Annotated in this window: 15 protein-coding genes; 8 read left to right on the top strand and 7 right to left on the bottom strand. The window is 69.2% G+C overall.

Annotation, left to right across the window (positions count from 1 at the left end; all coding sequences use genetic code 11):
• Positions 1 to 17: 17 nt before the first annotated feature.
• The 3 genes from AC07YS_RS14135 to AC07YS_RS14125 all read right to left on the bottom strand — a co-directional run bounded on the left by AC07YS_RS14135 (position 18) and on the right by AC07YS_RS14125 (position 3,324).
• Positions 18 to 941, bottom strand: a complete 924-nt coding sequence (locus AC07YS_RS14135; RefSeq protein WP_495268249.1) for a crotonase/enoyl-CoA hydratase family protein — start codon at positions 939 to 941, stop codon at positions 18 to 20.
• A gap of 99 nt (positions 942 to 1,040) precedes the next feature.
• Entirely contained in the window at positions 1,041 to 2,516 is a 1,476-nt protein-coding gene (locus AC07YS_RS14130; RefSeq protein WP_495268296.1) for a sensor histidine kinase, read from the bottom strand.
• Between the two features lie 79 nt (positions 2,517 to 2,595).
• Positions 2,596 to 3,324 carry a response regulator transcription factor gene (locus AC07YS_RS14125; RefSeq protein WP_495268248.1) on the bottom strand — a complete coding sequence of 243 codons (729 nt, stop codon included), beginning with the start codon at positions 3,322 to 3,324 and terminating at the stop codon, positions 2,596 to 2,598.
• 97 nt (positions 3,325 to 3,421) lie between these two features.
• Between AC07YS_RS14125 and AC07YS_RS14120 the strand changes: the two genes are divergently transcribed.
• The 4 genes from AC07YS_RS14120 (at position 3,422) to msrA (ending at position 5,986) form a co-directional block, all read left to right on the top strand.
• Complete coding sequence (locus AC07YS_RS14120) at positions 3,422 to 4,045, top strand: cytochrome b/b6 domain-containing protein (RefSeq protein ID WP_495268247.1); 624 nt, start codon at positions 3,422 to 3,424, stop codon at positions 4,043 to 4,045.
• Positions 4,042 to 4,836 carry a molybdopterin-dependent oxidoreductase gene (locus AC07YS_RS14115; protein ID WP_495268246.1) on the top strand — a complete coding sequence of 265 codons (795 nt, stop codon included), beginning with the start codon at positions 4,042 to 4,044 and terminating at the stop codon, positions 4,834 to 4,836. The genes AC07YS_RS14120 and AC07YS_RS14115 overlap by 4 nt, the downstream gene beginning before the upstream one ends.
• Positions 4,837 to 4,944: 108 nt before the next feature.
• Positions 4,945 to 5,196: a pentapeptide MXKDX repeat protein gene (locus AC07YS_RS14110; RefSeq protein ID WP_159271664.1), complete on the top strand. Its 252-nt coding sequence runs from the start codon at positions 4,945 to 4,947 to the stop codon at positions 5,194 to 5,196.
• 85 nt (positions 5,197 to 5,281) lie between these two features.
• Positions 5,282 to 5,986: a peptide-methionine (S)-S-oxide reductase MsrA gene (msrA, locus tag AC07YS_RS14105; RefSeq protein ID WP_495268245.1), complete on the top strand. Its 705-nt coding sequence runs from the start codon at positions 5,282 to 5,284 to the stop codon at positions 5,984 to 5,986.
• A gap of 19 nt (positions 5,987 to 6,005) precedes the next feature.
• Here the strand turns inward: msrA and AC07YS_RS14100 are convergent, their stop codons facing one another.
• Positions 6,006 to 7,301 (bottom strand): acetyl-CoA hydrolase/transferase family protein, encoded by a 1,296-nt coding sequence (locus AC07YS_RS14100; RefSeq protein ID WP_495268244.1) that lies wholly within the window; start codon positions 7,299 to 7,301, stop codon positions 6,006 to 6,008.
• An 8-nt stretch (positions 7,302 to 7,309) separates the two neighbouring features.
• Complete coding sequence (locus tag AC07YS_RS14095) at positions 7,310 to 8,212, bottom strand: LysR substrate-binding domain-containing protein (RefSeq protein ID WP_495268243.1); 903 nt, start codon at positions 8,210 to 8,212, stop codon at positions 7,310 to 7,312.
• Between the two features lie 139 nt (positions 8,213 to 8,351).
• Between AC07YS_RS14095 and AC07YS_RS14090 the strand changes: the two genes are divergently transcribed.
• Together AC07YS_RS14090 and AC07YS_RS14085 are read left to right on the top strand one after the other, a co-directional pair.
• Entirely contained in the window at positions 8,352 to 8,756 is a 405-nt protein-coding gene (locus AC07YS_RS14090; protein WP_495268242.1) for a RidA family protein, read from the top strand.
• Complete coding sequence (locus AC07YS_RS14085) at positions 8,753 to 9,847, top strand: oxidoreductase (RefSeq protein ID WP_495268241.1); 1,095 nt, start codon at positions 8,753 to 8,755, stop codon at positions 9,845 to 9,847. Before AC07YS_RS14090 ends, AC07YS_RS14085 begins: the two co-directional genes overlap by 4 nt.
• Here AC07YS_RS14085 and AC07YS_RS14080 read toward each other — a convergent pair.
• Positions 9,844 to 11,019, bottom strand: a complete 1,176-nt coding sequence (locus AC07YS_RS14080; RefSeq protein WP_495268240.1) for an NAD(P)/FAD-dependent oxidoreductase — start codon at positions 11,017 to 11,019, stop codon at positions 9,844 to 9,846. The genes AC07YS_RS14085 and AC07YS_RS14080 overlap by 4 nt on opposite strands.
• 77 nt (positions 11,020 to 11,096) lie before the next feature.
• On the opposite strand from AC07YS_RS14080, the gene AC07YS_RS14075 reads away from it, so the two are divergent.
• A complete protein-coding gene (locus tag AC07YS_RS14075; RefSeq protein ID WP_070060857.1) occupies positions 11,097 to 11,990 on the top strand; it encodes a LysR substrate-binding domain-containing protein in 894 nt (297 codons plus the stop codon).
• Positions 11,991 to 11,996: 6 nt separating this feature from the next.
• Here the strand turns inward: AC07YS_RS14075 and AC07YS_RS14070 are convergent, their stop codons facing one another.
• Entirely contained in the window at positions 11,997 to 13,025 is a 1,029-nt protein-coding gene (locus AC07YS_RS14070) for an aldo/keto reductase (RefSeq protein WP_495268239.1), read from the bottom strand.
• A gap of 123 nt (positions 13,026 to 13,148) precedes the next feature.
• Here AC07YS_RS14070 and AC07YS_RS14065 point away from each other — a divergent pair, with 123 nt between their 5' ends.
• Positions 13,149 to 13,613, top strand: a complete 465-nt coding sequence (locus AC07YS_RS14065) for a GNAT family N-acetyltransferase (protein ID WP_495268238.1) — start codon at positions 13,149 to 13,151, stop codon at positions 13,611 to 13,613.
• The last annotated feature ends 127 nt before the right edge of the window (positions 13,614 to 13,740 follow it).

Here is a 13,740-nt window from a genome sequence, read left to right as displayed (position 1 = left end):
CGCGCGAACCATCGCGCTCAGCCGCGCGCAGCCAGCTTCGCCTCGAGCTCGGCGATGCGCGCACGGGCCTCGTCGCCTTCAGGAATCGGCCGGCCGCTGTCGCGCCACTGCACCGCGCTCTTGAAGCCTTCGGCCTCGGCCTGGCGGCGGAACCACATGCCTTCGGGGTTGTGACGCGTGATGCCGTCGAACACGGTGGCGAACATCTGGGTCTGCTCCAGCCCCATCGAGTGCCAGACCTGGTTGACGACCATCTTGTGCATCATGAGATGCGAACTGGGCACGCCCGCGATGCGCTGCGCGAGCGCCAGCGTGGCCTCGTCGAGCTGCGCCGCGGGCACCGCGAAGTTGGCCAGGCCCCAGTCGGCCGCCTGCGTGCCGGTGATGGTGTCGCCGGTGAACATGAGCTGCTTGGCGCGCAATGCGCCGAGGCGGTAGGTCCACATGGCGGTGGTCGGGCAGCCCCACACGCGCGTGGGCATGTAGCCGATGCGCGCGTCGTCGGCCATGGTGAGCAGGTCGCAGCACAGCGCGATGTCGGAGCCGCCGGCCACCGCGTAGCCGTGCACCTTGGCGATGGTCGGCTTGCGGCAGCGCCACAGCGACATGAAGTCTTCGGTGTTGCGCTTCATGGCGGCGTAGTCGAGCATCGGGTCCCACGGCGTTTTCTCCTGCCGGCAGGGATGGTCGGCCTTGCCTTCGCGGCCGTGGCCTTCGGCGTAGTCGCCCAGGTCGTAGCCGGCGCAGAAGGCGCGGCCCGCGCCCTCGACCACGATCACATGCACCTCGTCGTCGGCCTCGGCCCATTCGACCGCGCGGCGGATGTCGGTCGGCGTGCTGTCGCCGATGGCATTGAGCTTCTCGGGGCGGTTGAGCACGAGGCGCGCGATGCGCGGGTGCTGCGGGTCCTTGTCGATCAGGACGGTCTCGAAAGCGGGCATGGTCGGTGGTCTCCTTCTGTTCTTGGGGGTGATACCGCTTCGCTTGTAGCATCGCCCGCCGCCCGCTGGCAAACCCGCCGACCGCCGACTTCAACGCCTTCAGCGCGCTGTGGCGCCCCCGAGCCGGAACAGGAACACCGCGCCCTTGCCCGGCTGCGGTACGAGCCGGATGTCGCTGCCGTGCAGCTGCAGGATGCGCTGCACGATCATCAGCCCGAGCCCGCCGCCGCGCGCACCGCCGTCGGCAAAGGCCGGCCGCGTGAACAGGCCCTTCTGCAGCTCGCCCGGAATGCCGGGGCCGGTGTCGCTCACCTGCACCGCCACGCCGGCGTCGGACGGGCGCAGGCGCACCTCGATCTCGCCGCCGGCCGGCGTGTGGCGGATGGCGTTGTCCAGCAGGTTGGTCAGCACGCGCTCGATCATGCCGAGGTCGGCCGACACCACGGGCAGGTTCGGCGCGATGTCGGGCTTGAGCTGCTGGTGCCGCGCCTCGGCCGCGAGTTCGAACTTCTGGAACACGTCCTGCACGAGGTCGGCCAGCGCAAAGTTTTCTTTCTCGGGCTTGACCACGCCGTACTCGAGCCGCGCCAGCTCGAACACCTCCTGCGCGAGCCGGCCCACCTTGCGGCTCTGGCCGAGCGCAATCTCCAGGTAGCGGCGGCGCTCTTCCTCGCTGAGCGTGCCGGCCTTGAGCAGCAGCGTCTCGAGGTAGCCGTGCAGCGAAGTGAGCGGCGTGCGCAGGTCGTGCGAGATGTTGGCGAAAAGTTCGCGGCGCTGGCGGTCCTGCAGGCTGAGTTCGCGCCACTGCTCGGCGATGCGGCGCGTCATCTGCGCAAAGGCCTGCTGCAGCTGCGCGATCTCGTCGTCGGCGTGGCGCGGCGGCGCGGGCATCGGCGACTCGCGCTCCAGCGCCGCGATGCCCTCGGCCTCGAAACGCCGCACCGCCGCGGTCAGCTCACGCAGCGGCCGGGTGATGAGGCGGAACGCCACCAGCCCGGCGATGAGCCCCAGCAGCGCCACCAGTGCCATCGACCACAGCGTGGTGCGCAGCACGGTGTCGGCCGAGAGGTTGGCGGCCAGCGCGTCGTGGTCTTCGCCCTGCAGCACCACGTACACATAGCCGGCGTCGCGCCCGCCCATGCGCAGCGGTGCGGCGCTGAAGACCTTGGCGCCGTCGGGGCTGCGCGGGTCGTCGCCCGCGATGGGCAGCCGCTCGCCGGCCAGCAACCGGCGGATGGGGCCGAGCGCCACCTTGTCGCGCTTGAGGTGCCCAGGCGGCGCGGCCTGGGCCTCGATGTGGCCGTCGGGCCCCAGCACGTAGACCTCGACGCTGGGGTTGACGGTCATGAGCTTGTCGAACAGGTCTTTCACCGCCACCGGGTCGAGGCCGCCGGGCTTCATGAGTTCGGTGTTCTGCGCGATGTGGGCCGCAAGCCCGAGCGACAGCCGCTGCGTCACCTCTTGCGCATGCTGCGCGCCGGCGCGCATCTGCAGCCACGCCGAGGCGCCGCAGCAGGCCAACAGCAGCACCGCGAACGCGATCGACAGGCGCCGCGACAGCGTGGCCCAGGCCATCGTCATTGAAGCACCCTTGGCGCTTCGCGCCTTCCCGCCAGGCGGGAGCGAGCTTGCTTGGGGCGGCCCGGCGCGGCGCTCATACGTCACCCTTCGGTGCGGCCTCATCGGCCGCGAGCTTGTAGCCGCGCCCCCACACCGTGAGGATGCGCCGCGGCGCGGCCGGGTCGGCCTCGACCTTGGTGCGCAGCCGGTTGATGTGCGTGTTGACCGTGTGCTCGTAGCCGTCGTGCTGGTAGCCCCAGACCTGGTTGAGCAGGTCGAGCCGCGAGAACACCTTGCCGGGATGGCGCGCAAAGAAATACAGCAGGTCGAACTCGCGCGGCGTGAGCTCGATGGGCTTGCCGTCGACGCGCACCTCGCGCGCCAGCGGCTCGATGTCGAGGTTGCCCAGCGTGAGGCTGCCCGACTCCAGCCGCGCGTTGCGCGCCAGCGCGTCGGTGCGCCGCAGCAGCGCCTTCACGCGCGCCACCAGTTCCAGCACCGAGAAGGGCTTGGCCAGGTAGTCATCGGCGCCCAGCTCCAGCCCGAGGATGCGGTGCACTTCGCTGGAGCGCGCGCTCACGATGATGATGGGCGTGTAGCGCGCCATGGCGCGGGCGCGGCGGCAGATCTCGAGGCCGTCGATGCCGGGCAGCATGAGGTCGAGCACCAGCGCGTCCCACTGGCCGCGCTCCAGCGCGCGCAGGCCCGCGTGGCCGTCGGCGGCGTGCTCGACCGCGTAGCCCTCGTCGCGCAGGTGCATGCGCAGCAGCTCGGCAATGTGGGCGTCGTCCTCGACGATCAGCACGCGTTTGGCGGTGTCCATGGCCGCGATTGTCCCGCGAGACGCCCCCCAGAGTTATCACGAATCTTTGAACTTTGCGTGATGAATCGGCGAGGGGGTGCGCCCAACAATCCGGCCCATGCAGACACGCCCCGCCACTGACCACCGACCGATCCACCCGCTGTGGATGCGCGTCACGCACTGGCTCAACGCGCTGGCCGTGCTGGTGCTGGTGACGAGCGGCTGGCGCATCTACAACGCGGCGCCCTTCCTTGCCTTTCGCTTCCCGGCCTCGATCACGCTGGGCGGCTGGCTCGGCGGCGCGCTGCAGTGGCACTTCGCGGCGATGTGGCTGCTGGTGTTCAACGGGCTCGTCTACCTGGTGCTGAACCTTGCCAGCGGGCGCTTCGCGCGCAAGTTCTTCCCGCTCACGCCGGCCGGCCTCTGGCGCGATGCGCGGGCCGCGCTCGGCGGCAGACTCTCGCACGCCGACCCGCGCCACTACAACCATGTGCAGAAGCTCGCCTACCTGTTCGTGATCGTCGACCTCGTCGCGATCGTGCTGTCGGGGCTGGTGCTGTGGAAGTCGGTGCAGTTTCCGCTGCTGCGCGAGCTGCTGGGCGGCTACGAAGCCGCGCGCCGCGTCCACTTCGTGGCGATGGCGGCCCTGGTGGCCTTCGTTGCCGTGCACCTTGTGATGGTGGCGCTCGTGCCCCGCACCCTGCTCACCATGCTGCGCGGTCGCGCGCCCCACACCCCATGAGCCTCTTTTTCAAACGCCCTCCGGTGGTCGGTGTCGACGGCGACGCCGTGGTGCGCGAAGCCCGCGCCCTCATCGAGCGCCGGCTCGACGCCCCCTCGCGCCGCCTGTTCCTGCGCCGTTCGCTGACGCTGGGCGGCCTGTCGATGCTCACCGGCTGCAGCATCAGCGATGACAGCCACGTGGAAGCGGCGCTCTCGAAGGTCTCGCGCTTCAACGACGAGGTGCAGGGCTGGCTCTTCAGCCCGACGCGGCTGGCGCCGACCTACACCGAAGCCGAGATCACGCGCCCCTTTCCGTTCAACGCCTACTACGGCGAGGACGAGGTCCGCGAAGTCGACGAGGCCACCTACCGGCTCGAAGTGAGCGGCATGGTCGCCGACAAGCGCCGCTGGACGCTCGCCGAGCTGCGCGCCCTGCCGCAGCAGGACCAGATCACGCGCCACATCTGCGTGGAAGGCTGGAGCGCCATCGGCAAATGGGGCGGCGTGCGTTTTGCCGATTTCCTGCGCCACGTCGGCGCGGACCTGAGCGCGAAGTACATCGGCTTCCAGTGCGCGGACGACTACCACACCAGCATCGACATGCCGACCGCGCTGCACCCGCAGACGCTGCTGGCGCTGAGCTACGACGGCCAGCCGCTGCCGCCGAAGTACGGCTTCCCGATGAAGCTGCGCATGCCGACCAAGCTTGGCTACAAGAACCCCAAGCACATCCAGGCGATGTACGTGACGAACACCTATCCCGGTGGCTACTGGGAAGACCAGGGCTACAACTGGTTCGGAGGGAGCTGAGGGGCCGCCGCAGCCGCTCGACTGCCGAAGAAAGCGCGAGGCCGAATTCCGACACGGAACCAGGCCGATCTCGACAACAAGACCCAACCTCAACTCAGGAAGACCGACATGAACAAGCTCACCGCCACCCTCCTCGCCACCTGCATGGCCTTCGCCGGCGCCTCGGCCTTGGCCGCGGACGACATGGCCAAGGACGGCATGAAGAAGGACAGCATGGCCAAGGACGGGATGAAGAAAGACGCCATGGGCAAGGACGCCATGAAGAAGGACGGCATGGCCAAAGATGGCATGAAGAAAGATGCCATGGGCAAAGACGAAATGAAGAAGGACGCGATGGGCAAAGACGAGATGAAGAAGTAAGCCGCCGTCTGCCCGGCCCCGCCGCCATTGACGGCCGGCGGGATCGAGATCACTGTTCCTCCTGCGCTCCCTACGAAAGATCGCCATGAAATCCTTCGCCATCGCCGCCGGCGCGCTCGCCGTTGCCGCCTTCGCCTGGCACGCAGCCCCTTCCTTCGCTGAGACCGCGCACCGCGTGCCCGCGCCCACGGTCGACCTCACCGTACCTGCGGGCGCCACCACCGCCACCGCCGTGTTCGCGGGCGGCTGCTTCTGGGGTGTGCAGGGCGTGTTCCAGCGCGTCGAGGGCGTGAGCAATGCGCTCTCGGGCTACGCGGGCGGCGAGGCCCGCACCGCGCGCTACAACGAGGTCGGCTCCGGGCGCACCGGCCATGCCGAAGCGGTGCGCATCAGCTACGACCCGCGCAAGGTCAGCTACGGCAAGCTGCTGCAGATCTACTTCTCGGTGGCGCACGACCCGACCCAGCTCAACCGCCAGGGCCCCGACACCGGCCCGCAGTACCGCTCCACCGTGTTCGCCGAAAACGCCGAACAGGCCCGCATCGCCAACGCCTACATCGCCCAGCTGAACCAGGCCAAGACCTTCGGCAGCAAGCCGCTGGCAACCACGGTCGAGGTGTCCAAGCCCTTCTATGCGGCCGAGGACTACCACCAGGACTACCTCACGCTGCACCCGAACCAGCCCTACATCGCGATCAACGACCTGCCGAAGATCGACGACCTGAAGAAGCTCTTCCCCGAGAGCTACAAGGCCACGCCGTCGCTGGTGCGCGCGACCAAGGCCAGCTGAGCAGCGCTCTGCGCCACGCTCACAGCAGCTTCGCGCGCTTCGCCTGCTCCGTCAGCTCCGCCCGGAAGTTCGGGTGCGCAATCGCGATCAGCTCCTGCGCGCGCTGCTTGGCCGACTTGCCGCGCAGCTGCGCCACGCCGTATTCGGTGACGACGTAGTTGATGTCGTTCTTGCTCGTGCTCACGTGCGTGCCCGGTGAGAGCGAGGGCACGATGCGCGAGATGGTGTCGTCCTTGGCCGTCGAAGGCAGCACGATGAAGGCCTTGCCGCCGCGCGAGCGGTTGGCCGCGCGCACGAAGTCCGACTGCCCGCCGGTGCCCGAGTACGGCGCGTGGCCCAGGCTCTCGGAGCCGCACTGGCCCAGCAGGTCGATCTGCATGGTGGCGTTGATGGCGATGAGGTTGTCGTTCAGCCCCGCCAGCGCCGGGTCGTTGGTGAAGTTCACCGGGTGCATCTCCAGCCCCGGGTTGCGGTCCATGAAACGGTACAGCTTGCTGGAGCCCAGCGCGAAGGTCGCGACCGACTTGCCCGGCAGGTAGTTCTTGCGGCGGTTGGTGACCGCGCCGCTTTCCACCAGCGTGAGAATGCCGTCGCCGATCATCTCGGTGTGGATGCCCAGGTCGCGCTTGCCCGTGAGCTGCATCACCACCGCATCAGGGATGCCGCCGTAGCCGATCTGCAAGGTGGCGCCGTCGTCGATCAGGTCGGCCACGTGCTTGCCGATGGCTTCCTGCACCGGGCCGATCTTGGGCAGGCCGACTTCCATCACGGGCTCGCTGCTTTCCACCAATGCCGCCACCTGCGAGATGTGCACGTGGCAGTTGCCATGTGCGTAGGGCACGTTGGGGTTCACCTCGAGCACGACCGCGCGGGCCTTCGCCACGGCGGCCATCGTGTAGTCGGGGCCCAGGCTCAGCGCGAAGTAGCCGTGCGCGTCCATCGGCGAGGCCATGCTGAACACCACGTCGGCCGCGATCTGCCCGCGCTCGATCTGCGCCGGGATCTCGGAGAAGTAGTTCGGAATGAAGTCGATCCAGCCGGCCTGCCCGCCCGCGCGCGTGGCGCCGCCGAAGAACAGCGCGACGTGGCGCACGTGCTCGACCGTCTCAGGGTCGATGTAGGCGTACTTGCGCATCGCCAGGATCTGCGCCACCTTCACGTCGCGGAAGTCGCGGCGCTGCTCGGACAAGGCCGTGAGCAGCGAGGGCGGCTCGCCGACGCCCGTGGGCACGATGATCATGTCGCCGTTGCGCACCTGGCGCACGGCATCGGCGGCGGAAACGCGCTTTTGCGCGTACAGGGTCTGGGCAGTCATGCCTGCCACTATGCCTTCTTTTCGCCGCCGCCGAACTCGCGGTGTACCCAGTCGCGCAGCACGGCCGTGGCGGGCCGACTGGCGGCGCGCGGGCTGTAGACCAGGTCGTAGCGGTAGCTCTCCACCGACAACGCGAAGGGCTGCACCAGCAGGCCCGACGCCAGCTCGTCGGCCACCAGCGCCAGGCTCAGCAGGCCGACGCCCTGCCCCGCGACCGTGGCCTGCACCGCGTGGATCTCTTCGGTGAACGACAGGCCGGCCTGCGCATCGACGTCGGTTCGGCCCGCGCGCGCAAGCCAGGTGCGCCACACGGGCGCCAGCGTCTCGTCGCGCCCCGCCCGCCCCCATTCGAAATGGATCAGCGAGACGGCCTTCAGGTCCTGCCGCGCCGCGACCGCCAGCGCGGGGCTGCAGACCGGCGCGTAGTGGTCCTGGAACAGCGGCTCCACGACCAGGTCGGCGTAGCGGCCGTTGCCGTAGCGGATCGCCGCGTCGGCCTCGGTGTCGAGGTCGACGACCTGGTTGGTGGCGTCCAGCCGCAGCGTCCATTCGGGGTGCAGGTCGCGAAAGGTGCCCGCGCGCGGCGCCAGCCGCCGGGCCATGAACCCGACCGTGGACGACAGCGTGGCGATCCGCGTGCCCTTCAGGCGGCGCACGCCGTCGACGGCGCGCTCGAAGCTGTCGAAGCCGTCGCGCAGCGCGGGAAACAGCTGATGCCCGGCGGCCGTCAGGTGCACCTGCCGCGTGCCGCGTTCGAACAGGCGCACCTCGAGCGTTTCCTCGAGCTGCTTGATCTGGTGACTCACGGCGGTGGGCGTGACATGCAGTTCGTCGGCGGCGGCCTTGAAGCTCAGCCGGCGGGCCGCGGCCTCGAACACGCGCAATGCGCCCAGGGGAGGAAGTCTTCGCATGCGGACAGATTATCTCAACTCATCCATCGTCTGAAAAATAAGCCTTTGTCGGACGCCCTCTTCATCCCTAAATTTCAGTGGTCGCGGGAAGAAACCACTTCCACGGCTGATCTGAAATTCACCATCAAAGGCACCTGTCATGCAACTCCAACCCAAGCAGATCCACACGCAACCCGACCCCTACGCCCCCTTCCTGCTGTCGCAGGCCATCCAGCTCGGCAACCTGGTCTTCGTGTCCGGCCAGGCCGCGATCGGCGACGACGGCGAGATCGTCGGCAAGGGCGACTTCGACCGCCAGGCCGAGCAGGCCTTCAAGAACCTCGACCGCGTGCTGAGAGCCGCAGGCACAACCCTGGGCAGCGTGGTCAAGGTGACGATCTTCCTGACCTCGATGAAGCACTTTCCGAAGATCGTCGAACTGCGCCGTCAGTGGTTCTCGGCGCCCTACCCGGCCGACACCATCGTGGAAGTCTCGGGCCTGTACTCGCCCGACGCGATGATCGAGATCGAGGCCATCGCCGTCGCGCCCGGAGACGCCCGATGAGCACGCCGCTGCTCGCGCCGGCGAAGCTGCACGGCCTGCAGCTGCCCAACCGGCTCGCCGTGGCGCCGATGACGCGCGTCAGCGCCTCGCCCGAGGGCCACGCCAACGGCACCATGGTTCGCTACTACGAGCGCTTTGCGCGGGGCGGCTTCGGGCTCGTCATCACCGAAGGCATCTACACCGACGCGGCGTACGCGCAAGGCTATGCCCGCCAGCCCGGCTTGAGCGACGGCGAACAGGCCCGCGCGTGGCGCCCGGTGGTGAAGGCGATCCAGGGCGCGGGCGGGCGCGCCATCGCGCAGCTCATGCATGCGGGCGCGCTGTCGCAGTTCAACCGCTTTCGCGACCACACGGCGGGGCCGTCGGCCGTTCGCCCACTGGGCACGCAGATGACGGCCTACCGCGGCGAAGGCGAGTACCCGGTGCCCCGCGCGATGACCGATGCCGACATCGCCGAGGCGATTCGCGGCTTCGCCCGGGCTGCGCTGCTGGCGATGGAAGTGGCGGGCTTCGACGGCGTGGAGATCCACGGCGCGAACGGCTACCTGCTCGACCAGTTCCTGAGCGGCCACACCAACACGCGCACCGACCACTGGGGCGGCGCCCTCGCGCAGCGCGTGCGGCTCACGGTCGAGGTGGCGCGCGCCGTGCGGCAGATGCTGGGCGCCTCGGCGCCGGTCGGCGTGCGCATCTCGCAAGGCAAGGTCAACGACTTCGGCCACAAGTGGCCGGAAGCCGAGGCCGGCGCGGCGACGGTGTTCGGGGCCCTGGCGCACAGCGGCATCGACTACCTGCACGTCACCGAGTTCGAAGCCTGGCGACCGGCCTTCGGCGATGCAGGACCGAGCCTGCTGCAGCTCGCGCGCCGCCACGCGCCCGGCCTTGCGATCGTCGCCAACGGCGGCCTGCACGACCCGGGGCGCGCCGAAGCGGCGCTCGCGGGCGGTGCCGACTTCGTGGCGCTGGGACGCGGCGCGCTGTCGAACCCCGACTGGCCGAAGCGGTTGAAGGAAGGCCGCGCGCTCGCCACCTTCGACCCGGCGCTGCTGTCGCCCGTGGGGGACATCAAGCCGGCGGAGCAGCAACCCTAGATGATGTTCTTCTCACGCAGCGGCCGGTTCTCCAGGATGCGCGCGAACGACAGCGGCGACAGGTCGAGGCTGCGGTAGCCGCCGAAGCGGATCAGCTCCGCGATGCCGCGCCCCGCCGCCGGGCACTGCTGCAGCCCGTGGCCCGAGAAGCCGTTCGCGAAGTAGAGGTTGTCGCAGTCGGGATGCTGGCCGAGGATCGCGTTGTGGTCGAACACGTTCATCTCGTAGTAGCCGGCCCAGGCGCCCGTCATGCGGACGGCCTCGAAGGCCGGGATGCGTTCGGCCAGCGCCGGCCAGATGAAGCTTTCGAAGGCCTCGTGGTCGACTTCGAGCGGCGCGTCGTCGGGGTCCCGGCCTTCGGGCGGCGCAAAGCCGCAGATGAACTGGCGGCCTTCGGGCCGCAGCCAGATGCCGGAGGTGTCGATGACCAGCGGGCAACCGGGCAAGGTGCTCGGGCATGAAAAGCTGAACACGCTGCGGCGTCGCCCGTGCACCGGCAGCGCGATGCCGGCCCACTGCGCGACCGGCCCCGCCCACGCGCCCGCCGCGTTGACGACAATGTCCGCATGCAGCGTGTCGCCGCCGTCGAGCTGCACGCCGGTGACGCGGCGGCCCTCGCGCTGCAGGCCCGTCGCCTGCGCCTGCACATAGCGCACGCCTTGCGACACCGCCTTCTTGCGAAAGGCCTGCAGCAGGCTGTAGCCGTCGTACCAACCCTCGCCCGAAAGGCCGAGCGATGCGAGCGCGATGCCCTCGGTCGAGAGCCACGGGAAGCGCGCCTTCAGTTCCTCGGGCGTCAACAGCGCCACGTCCACCGCGTGCGCCTTCTGCGTCGCGTGGTTCTCGCGCAGCACCTCGACACCCGCCGGCGAGGCCAGGTACAGGTAGCCCGGCTCGACCAGACCGATGTCCGGCGCGTCGTCGTCGCCCACGCGCAGGGTCTCGCCCAGCGAGCGGAAAAACTCGATGCCGTAGAGCGACATCTCGATGTTGATGGCGGTGGAAAACTGCTGCCGGATCGAGCTGGCCGACAGCGCCGACGAGGCCTGCCGGTACGAGAAGTCGCGCTCCACCACCGTGATGTCGAAGGCCTCGCCCGTCGGGTCGGCGCCCAGGAAGTACGCGATGGCCGAGCCGATGGCCCCGCCGCCGATGATCGCCACACGCCGCATGAGATGCCTTTCCGTGTCTTCGATGTGCGGGCCCGGGCCGTTGCCCGGGCCGCGCACGCTCCCGCCAGAATAGCGCGATGAGAAAAGACATTCCCAACCTCGGCGCGCTGCAGGCCTTCGAGGCCTCGGCGCGCCTGGGGAGCTTCACCCGCGCGGCGACCGAGCTGGCGCTCACGCAAAGCGCGGTCGGGCGCCAGGTGGCGATGCTGGAGCAGCGCCTGGGCGTGCCGCTGTTCTCGCGCGTGCGCAAGCGGCTCACGCTCACCGACGTGGGCCGCGAGTACGCCGCGCGCATCCGCCGCCACCTCGACCAGATCCGCCGCGACACGCTGGAAATCAGCGCCGGCCACGAGATGGGCTTCGTGCTCGAACTGGCCGTGGTGCCGACCTTTGCCACGCAATGGCTCATTCCGCGGCTGCCCGATTTCAGCCGGCTGCACCCGAACATCACGGTGAACCTGTCGGCGCGCTCGCAGCCCTTCTCGTTCCAGGAAAACGCCTACGACGCGGCGATCTACTTCGGCGACCAGTTCTGGCCGAACACGCGCGGCGGGCTGATCTTTTCCGAAGGCGAGATGGTGCCCATCTGCAGCCCCGCGTTCCGCGACGCGCAGGCCCGGTGGGACGAAGCCGGCTTCGAGCGCTGTCGCCACGTGCACCTGAGCACGCGCGCCCATGCCTGGCGCGACTGGTACGCGCAGCAGGAATGGGAGTACACGGTGCACGCCTCGCGCGGGCCGCGCTACGAGCTGTTCACCATGGTGGTGGCCGCCGCGGCGGCGGGCATGGGCGTGGGGCTGGCGCCGCGCATCCTGGTCGAGCAGGAGCTGCGCACCGGCGAACTCGTGATCCCGGTGGACCGGCACCTGGACGTGCACCAGGGCTACTACTTCGCCTACCCCGAAGGCCGGCCGGCCTCCGGGGCGCTGGAGCAGTTCAAGCAGTGGGTGCTGGGGCTGACACCCGACTGAGCCCGGTCAGACGGGGTTCGGGTTGCGTTCCTGGAAGCCCTGCTGGTGCCAGTACGGGTACGTGCGCGTCGTCGCGCTGGCCGCGTCGAGCTCGGCGACCTGCGCGGGCGTGAGGCTCCAGCCCACCGCGCCGAGGTTCTGGCGCAGCTGCGCCTCGTCGCGCGCACCGACCACCACGCTGGACACCGTCGGGCGTTGCAGCAGCCAGTTGAGCGCGACCTGCGGCACCGTCTTGCCGACTTCGGCGCCGACTTTTTCGAGCGCCTCCACCACGCGGTACAGCAGCTCGTCGGGCACCGGCGGGCCCATGTCGGCCGTCACGTGCAGGCGGCTGTTGGCGGGCAGCGGCTGGCCGCGGCGGATCTTGCCCGTGAGCCGGCCCCAGCCCAGCGGGCTCCAGACCACCGCGCCCACGCCCTGGTCTTGCGCCAGCGGCATCAGCTCCCATTCGTACTCGCGCCCGACCAGCGAGTAGTAGGCCTGGTGCGCCACGTAGCGCGCATAGCCGCGCTGCTCCGACACCGCCAGCGACTTCATGAGGTGCCAGCCCGAGAAGTTCGACGCGCCCACATAGCGCAGCTTGCCCGCGCGCACGAGGTCGTCGAGCGTGGACAGCGTTTCTTCCACCGGCGTGCTGGCGTCGAAGCCGTGCAGCTGGAACAGGTCGATGTAGTCGGTGCCCAGCCGCTTCAGCGACGCATCGACCGCCTGCACGAGGTAGTGGCGCGACGAGCCCACGTCGTTCGGCCCCTCGCCGCTGCGGAAGGTGGCCTTGGTCGAGATCAGCAGCCGGTCGCGCGGCCGGCCCTTGATCGCCTCGCCCAGCACCGATTCGGCGGCGCCGCCCGAGTAGATGTCGGCGCTGTCGAACATGTTCACGCCAGCGTCCATGCAGATGTCGATCAGCGTGCGCGCCTCGGCCACGTCGGTGCTGCCCCATGCGCTGAAAAACTCGCCCTTGCCGCCGAAGGTGCCGGTGCCGAAGCTCAACACGGGGACCTTGAGACCTGATTTGCCAAGATGACGGTATTCCAAAGTTCTACTCCTTGAATCGAACGAACAGACGAACAAGATGAATGACGCGGCCATTGTTGGCCGCCGCGCAGAACCCCGTCGCGCGTCGGGCTTTGCAGCGCGTCGGCTCGCTACGATCGAACGATGCAGATCTCGATCGAAAACCCGAACCAGCCCGACGTCATCCAGCTCATCGACGACCTCGATGCGTACCAGAAGCCGCTGTACCCGCCCGAGAGCCACTACGGCATCGACATCGACGCGCTGTCGGCGGCCCATGTGCTGTTCGCCGTCGCGCGCGATGCGGCCGGCACGGCCATCGGCTGCGGTGCCGTCGTCATGAACCCCGGCTACGGCGAACTCAAGCGCATGTACGTGCGCCCGCAGAACCGCGGGCAAGGCGTCGCGGCGAAGGTGCTGGGCTTTCTCGAAGCCGAAGCGGCAGCGCGCGGATGCGCGATGTTCCGGCTGGAGACGGGCGTGAGCCAGCCCGAGGCGCTGGCCTTCTATGCGCGTGCGGGGTATGCGCGGCGCGAGCGCTTCGGGGACTATCCGGACGATCCGTTGAGTGTGTTCATGCAGAAGACGGCGGCAGCCCATACCCCCTAAGATCGCCCCGGCTTCCGCCACCACGGTTCTCACCAACAAGGAACACCACATGCAGACAAGAGGGATTCTTCGCCGGCTCATGTTCACAGCGGGCTGCGCCCTGCTGCTGGGGTTGTCAGGTTGCGGC

This window comes from Variovorax sp. GW458-11-26-14-LB1 (assembly GCF_059423965.1).
Note: the sequence above shows the minus strand (reverse complement) of the source record. Positions and strands in the feature narration are given on the sequence as shown.